This is a genomic window from Synechococcus sp. H60.3 (genome assembly GCF_047462295.1).
GTDB lineage: Bacteria > Cyanobacteriota > Cyanobacteriia > Thermostichales > Thermostichaceae > Thermostichus.
The window spans coordinates 1-5716 of record NZ_JANSIY010000137.1 but is presented as its reverse complement, the minus strand read 5'-3'; the positions used below and the strand labels follow the sequence as shown (position 1 = coordinate 5716).

The following is a 5716-nucleotide window of genomic DNA, read 5'->3' as shown; positions in this document are numbered from 1 at the left end:
ACGGCGCCCGCTTGGCCCTGGCCGGCTAGAGCGCTGCCCTAGCTCTCAATCTGCGGCAGTACCCCTCACCCCCGGCCCCTCTCCCAGAGGGAGAGGGGGGTAGGCTGTTCCACCTCAAACCCATAGAACTGGACGCGGCCCAGGGGAGATGCTACCCTGTTTCACAAGTATTCCGACCGGATTACTGGAGAATCAGATGAGCTCCCTTGTCGGCTCTGAGGCCAAGCGCTCCAAGGTGGAGCAGATCAAGGCAGATAGCCATTTCCTGCGGGATCCCTTGCAGCAGGAGCTGGCCCAAGACACCACCCACTTTAGCGAGGCGGCGGTGCAGGTGCTCAAGTTTCATGGCGCCTACCAGCAGGACGACCGGGATCTGCGGCAGCAGCGGAAGCAGGAGGGACGGGAGCGGGCCTACGAGATGATGTTGCGCACCCGCATTCCGGGGGGGCATGTGCCGCCGCAGCTCTACTTGACCCTGGATCGGCTGGCCGATGAGTACGGCAACGGCACCCTGCGGGCCACCACCCGGCAGACCTTTCAACTCCACGGGATCCTAAAGAAAAATCTCAAGGCCACCATTGCCAGCATCATCCGGCAGATGGGATCCACCCTGGCCGCCTGTGGCGATGTCAACCGCAACGTCATGGCGCCGGCTGCCCCCTACAAAAACCGGCCTGCCTACCGCTACGCCCAGGAGTATGCCCGCAAGCTGGCGGATCTCCTGGCTCCAAAGACTTCTGCCTACTACGAGCTGTGGGTGGATGGAGAGCCGGTTCCCATCCCGCCGGTGGATCCGGAAGTCCAGGAAGCCGAGCAGTTTGTGGGCAACGGCGTGAGGCTGGAGGGGCCGGAACCTCTCTATGGCCCGGTCTATCTGCCCCGCAAGTTTAAGACGGCCATCGCCGTAGCCGGGGAGAACACCGTCGATGTGTACTCCCAAGACCTAGGCTTGATCGTCCTCACCGACCGCAGGGGCAACCTCAAGGGCTTCAACATCGTGGTGGGCGGCGGCATGGGGCGCACCCACGGCAAGGAGGAGACCCAACCCCTTTTGGCCCAGAAGCTCTGCTTTGCCCCGCCGGAAGCGGTGTACCGGGTTTGCCAGGCGATTTTGGCGGTGCAGCGGGATCACGGCAACCGCTACGACCGCAAGCAGGCACGGCTGAAGTATCTGGTGCGCGACTGGGGGATCCGCAAGTTTCGCCGCGTGGTCGAGCAGTACCTGGGGGAGAAGCTACTGCCCTTCCGGCGCATGCCCAAGTTTGTCCCCAACAGCGACGACTACCTGGGCTGGCACGAGCAAGGGGATGGCCGTTGGTTTTTGGGCATCTCGATTGAAAATGGCCGCATCCAAGATACGCCGGAGCGGCAGTTGAAAACGGCCCTGCGCAAGATTGTAGAGGAATTTTCCCTCCACCTGCGGCTGACTCCTACGCAGGACGTGATCTTCATTGACATCGAGGATCACCAGCGAGAGGCCATCAACCAGATCCTCAAGTCCCACGGGGTGCTTTCCAAAGAGGAGATCCCGGAGCTGGTGCGGCTCTCCATGGCCTGTCCGGCGCTTCCCACCTGCGGCTTGGCCATTACCGAGTCGGAGCGAGCCCTGCCCACCCTGATTCGCCAGTTGGATCAGCTCTTGCAGGAGCTGGGGCTGCAGGATTCGCCCTTTTTGGTGCGTATGACCGGCTGCCCCAATGGCTGTGCCCGGCCTTACTTGGCAGAGCTCGGCTTGGTGGGATCCGCCCCCGATGGCTACTACCAGATCTGGCTGGGGGCCAGCCCGCAAGGGGATCGCCTGGCCCAGCCGTTTCAGGATCGGGTGCACATTAGCCAGATCGTGCCGCTGATGAGAGTTCTTCTGCAGCTCTACAAGCAGGAGCGCCACCCCCAAGAGCGCTTCGGCGACTACTGCTACCGGGTGGGGATCCCCTACCTACAGGCCCAGGTGCAGCAGCTCCAGCAGGTTCAAAGTTAAGGGGGCTGCCGGCGAGGTTCTAGCACCCCCCCTTTGTTAGGGCAAATTTTGTGCCGCTGGCCTGGCCAGTAGGCTGCTGTGCTTTCAAGGGGGCCGATGATAGAGTACAGAGAGATTGGTGCGAGCCCCTTCATGCCTCAGTCCAAACCTGACAAATCGCCCCTCCGCAAATTCCTGGAAGCCCTGATGCTGGTGTTTGGCGCAGTCATGTTCCTGGGCTTCTCCTTTGGCCCGATACTGCAGGCACTGGGGCCTTCTGACTCGGCAGACACCGCCAATTTGGTTACCGAGCAACTGCGGGCCCAGGCGGACGGCTACCGGGCCGTGCTGGAACGGGAGCCGGATAACCCCATTGCCCTGCGGGGGTTAATTGACACGCAACTGCAGCTCAACGAGCCGCAAGGGGCCATTGAGCCGCTGAAGAAGCTGGTGGAACTGGAGCCGGAAAATCGGCAACTGCGAGCTTTTTTGGCTCAAATTCAGCGGGAGACAGGAGATCTAGAAGGGGCATTAGGACAGCTCCAGATCCTTCACAAAAAGGATCCCAAAGATAGCCAAGTTCTGCAGGAGCTGGCCGATCTTCAACTGGCTCTGGGCCACACTTCTGAAGCCATTGACCTGCTGGAGAACTACCTGAAAGAAGTACCGGAAGATAACGATGTCCGCCTGCGCTTGGCCTTTATCTACGCCCGCAACAACCAGACGGGAAAAGCGGTGGCCCTTTATGATGAGATGATTGCAGCGGATCCCAGCGATTTTGCCCCGGTATTGGGCAAGGCAATAGCCCTCAGCTCTGCTGCCGATGCCGACCTACGGGCACAAGCCCCTGATCTGTTTGAGCAAGCGGCCCGCCTGGCCCCGCCCAAGGTGCGGGAGGAAATCCGGCAACAGGCGCAGCTCTACGCCCAAAGAAACCAGCCCCAGGCTGTTGAGAACCAGGAGACTAGCCCCTAGGGGGTTTTGATTTGAGGATGCGGTAAAACTTGTAACAAGCTCTCCCCTTCAGGACTCGGAGACATCCTTGAGGGCGGCTTCCACCGACGGATAGATCTCGAAGAGGGAATCCAGATGGGTAACCTTGAGAACCAGCTTGGCCTGTTCTCCTAAGCCGCAGAGCTTGAGATGACAGCCGGCGGGAGTACAGGTGCGTCTTGCCCACACCAAAGCCGACACCCCCATGCTGTCGATCAGCGTAACCTGGCTTAGATCCAGTAAGAGGTGTTTGGGTTTCTCGGCGAGAATTTGGCCCAGCTCTTTCCGCACCAAAGCGGGATCCAGCTTTCCTGCCGGAAGCTTGACCAGGGTGACAAGAGATCCTTTGGGGCTGAGCTGGGTGGAAACATCCACAAAGGGCTGAGAAAGTCAAGGTCGGGAGCCACATTGATTCTGAACCAAAGTCGCCGGGTTGGGTTCCGCCGGGCAACTTTTGTTTGATTTGTTTGAGGTGGGAAGGTAGCTCCAATGGATACGCACGGGATCCCGATGGGGGATGCGGCTGCCCTGATTTTGCTGGCCCTGCAGCTGCCAATGGTGGCGGTGTTGCTGGCCCGGCTGCTGCCGTCTTTGCGGCGCCCTTCCCCTCTGCCCCCTGGCCAAGCGGGGATCCCCTTCCCGCCGGGCCTGGTCAGCGTCCTACTGCCCACCCTCAACGAAGCCAAGCGCCTGGATCCCTGCCTGGAAGGGCTGCACCGCCAGGGAGCGGTTGTGCGCGAGGTGCTGGTGGTGGATAGCCACTCCCAGGATGGCACCCGCGAGAAAGTGCTGCAGATGGCCGAGCGGGATCCCCGCTTTCGCCTCTTGACCGACGATCCCCTGCCCAGTGGCTGGGTAGGTCGTCCCTGGGCGTTGCACTACGGATTTCTCCAGTCGGATCCCGCCTCTGAGTGGATCCTGGGTATTGATGCCGATACCCGCCCCCAGCCAGGCCTGGTAGAGCGCTTGCTGGAAACTGCCCAGGCCAACCAGCTGGATCTCATCACCCTGGCGCCGCAGTTTATCTTGGAGCACTGGGGAGAAGCTTGGCTGCAGCCAGCTCTTTTGGTAACCCTGATCTACCGCTATGGGGCGGCAGGGGACACGGCTGCTCTGCCGGAGCGGACGATGGCCAATGGGCAGTGCATGTTGGTGCGCCGCTCGGTGCTGGAAGCCATGAATGGCTACACGCTGGCGCGGGCTTCCTTTTGCGACGACGTAACCCTGGTGCGGCAGATCGCGGCAGCCGGCTTTAAGGTAGCTTTTTGCGACGGTCGGCACCTGCTCAAGGTGCGCATGTACACGTCTTTGGCTGAAACCTGGCGGGAGTGGGGCCGCTCCCTGGATTTGAAAGACGCCACTCCCAAGGCTCAACTGTGGGGGGATATCGCCCTACTGGTGCTTACCCAAGGGATCCCAGTCTTGGCAGTTGGGGGGCTGGGGATCAAGGCCGGGATGGGGTTGCCCTTTTCCCTAACAGAGCAGGTTCTGTTGGGGCTAAACTTAGGCCTACTCGCCCTGCGCTTGGGCGTGCTGGTAGGCATTCGCAGCTCCTACCAGGATCCCCCGTGGACGTTCTGGGCTTCGCCGCTGGCGGATCCCTTGGCTGTCCTGCGGGTGATCTTGTCAGCCCTCAGTCGCCCCCGCTCTTGGCGCGGGCGCACCTACTAGTCTATTGCCTCAGGAGCGACGCCGAAGCGCAGCGGAGCGGCAGCAGAGGCAGGCGCCTGTTGGGTGGCATTCAAATAAGGCAACCCCTGCTCAAGTAAGCATAGCTGCACCGTTCTTTCAACAGGGTAGTTTGTGATCACCAGCTCGGTGATTTTTCCTCGCTTTGCCCCCTTGCAGTTGATAGCCCGGTTTGCTTGAACCTCATCAACAGCAAAGAAGGGCATAGCGTACAAAGAGCGAATGATTGCAGTGTCAGAGTTAGAAAGTATAACATACACCTTATTCTTGCTCAAGTCAATGCAAATATCTCGTAATCGCTCTTGATCCTTTAAGGCAAAGCCGTTGGCATGATAGGAAGTAAAGTTGGATGTTCGCGAGACAGGAGCGTAAGGCGGGTCGAAATACACCCAGTCGCCTGGCTTGGCTCTCTCGACAACTGTCTCAAATGGCAGGCACAAAATTTCAACATGTTGTAGGGCAAGGGATGCGGCTAAAAGATTATCTTTGTCCAGATACTTTGGAGCTTTATATCGTCCAAAAGGAACATTAAACTTTCCCTGCCGATTGACCCGATACAAACCATTGTAGCCTGTCTTGTTTAGGTAAATCATGCGCGCAGCTCGTTCTACAAGACTCATTGACCAAGGATCTTTCTCTCGAATCTGGTAATAAAAATTTTTATCGTATGGAAATTCGGAAAGTAGTTGAATAACTTCCCAAACATGATCGCGAATAGCCAGGTAAGTATCTATCAACTCGGCGTTGATATCAGAAAGAATTGCCTGTTTAATCTTGCGTTCTCTGTACAGGCGAAAGAAAAGCGCGCCACTCCCAACAAAAGGCTCGTGGTAAGTGTTGAAATAGATGGGCATCCGCTCCAATAGGGCGTCCGTCAGTTGTGTCTTGCCGCCAGCCCATTTTAGAAAGGGTCGCGGAAGAAGCAAATCACTCATGTTACAATCCAAAATACAAACGTAGCCAATCTTCTAAATCGCTAAACCAAACCACTTTCCCTGTAGACATCAGGTATCCTTGCATGTTTTTTGAGAACCCTTCGCCATCAATCACCACGATCCCTGGAATAGGCCAGTGCTC

At 58.4% G+C, this 5716-nt stretch carries 5 protein-coding genes; 3 read left to right on the top strand and 2 right to left on the bottom strand.

Annotated elements, in window-relative coordinates; all coding sequences use genetic code 11:
• Nucleotides 1-196 precede the first annotated feature (196 nt).
• Both NW841_RS11575 and NW841_RS11570 read left to right on the top strand, forming a co-directional pair.
• A complete protein-coding gene (locus NW841_RS11575; protein ID WP_414386500.1) occupies nucleotides 197-1978 on the top strand; it encodes an NADPH-dependent assimilatory sulfite reductase hemoprotein subunit in 1782 nt (593 codons plus the stop codon).
• 132 nt (nucleotides 1979-2110) lie between these two features.
• Nucleotides 2111-2932, top strand: coding sequence for a tetratricopeptide repeat protein (locus NW841_RS11570; RefSeq protein WP_414386498.1), 822 nt, complete (start codon nucleotides 2111-2113; stop codon nucleotides 2930-2932).
• A 48-nt stretch (nucleotides 2933-2980) separates the two neighbouring features.
• Here the strand turns inward: NW841_RS11570 and NW841_RS11565 are convergent, their stop codons facing one another.
• A complete protein-coding gene (locus NW841_RS11565) occupies nucleotides 2981-3325 on the bottom strand; it encodes an STAS domain-containing protein (protein WP_414378579.1) in 345 nt (114 codons plus the stop codon).
• A gap of 114 nt (nucleotides 3326-3439) precedes the next feature.
• Here NW841_RS11565 and NW841_RS11560 point away from each other — a divergent pair, with 114 nt between their 5' ends.
• Nucleotides 3440-4621 (top strand): glycosyltransferase family 2 protein, encoded by a 1182-nt coding sequence (locus NW841_RS11560; protein ID WP_414386497.1) that lies wholly within the window; start codon nucleotides 3440-3442, stop codon nucleotides 4619-4621.
• On the opposite strand, the gene NW841_RS11555 is transcribed toward NW841_RS11560, so the two are convergent.
• A complete protein-coding gene (locus NW841_RS11555; RefSeq protein ID WP_414386495.1) occupies nucleotides 4618-5574 on the bottom strand; it encodes a DNA adenine methylase in 957 nt (318 codons plus the stop codon). The two genes, NW841_RS11560 and NW841_RS11555, sit on opposite strands and share 4 nt — an antisense overlap.
• Nucleotides 5575-5716 lie beyond the last annotated feature (142 nt).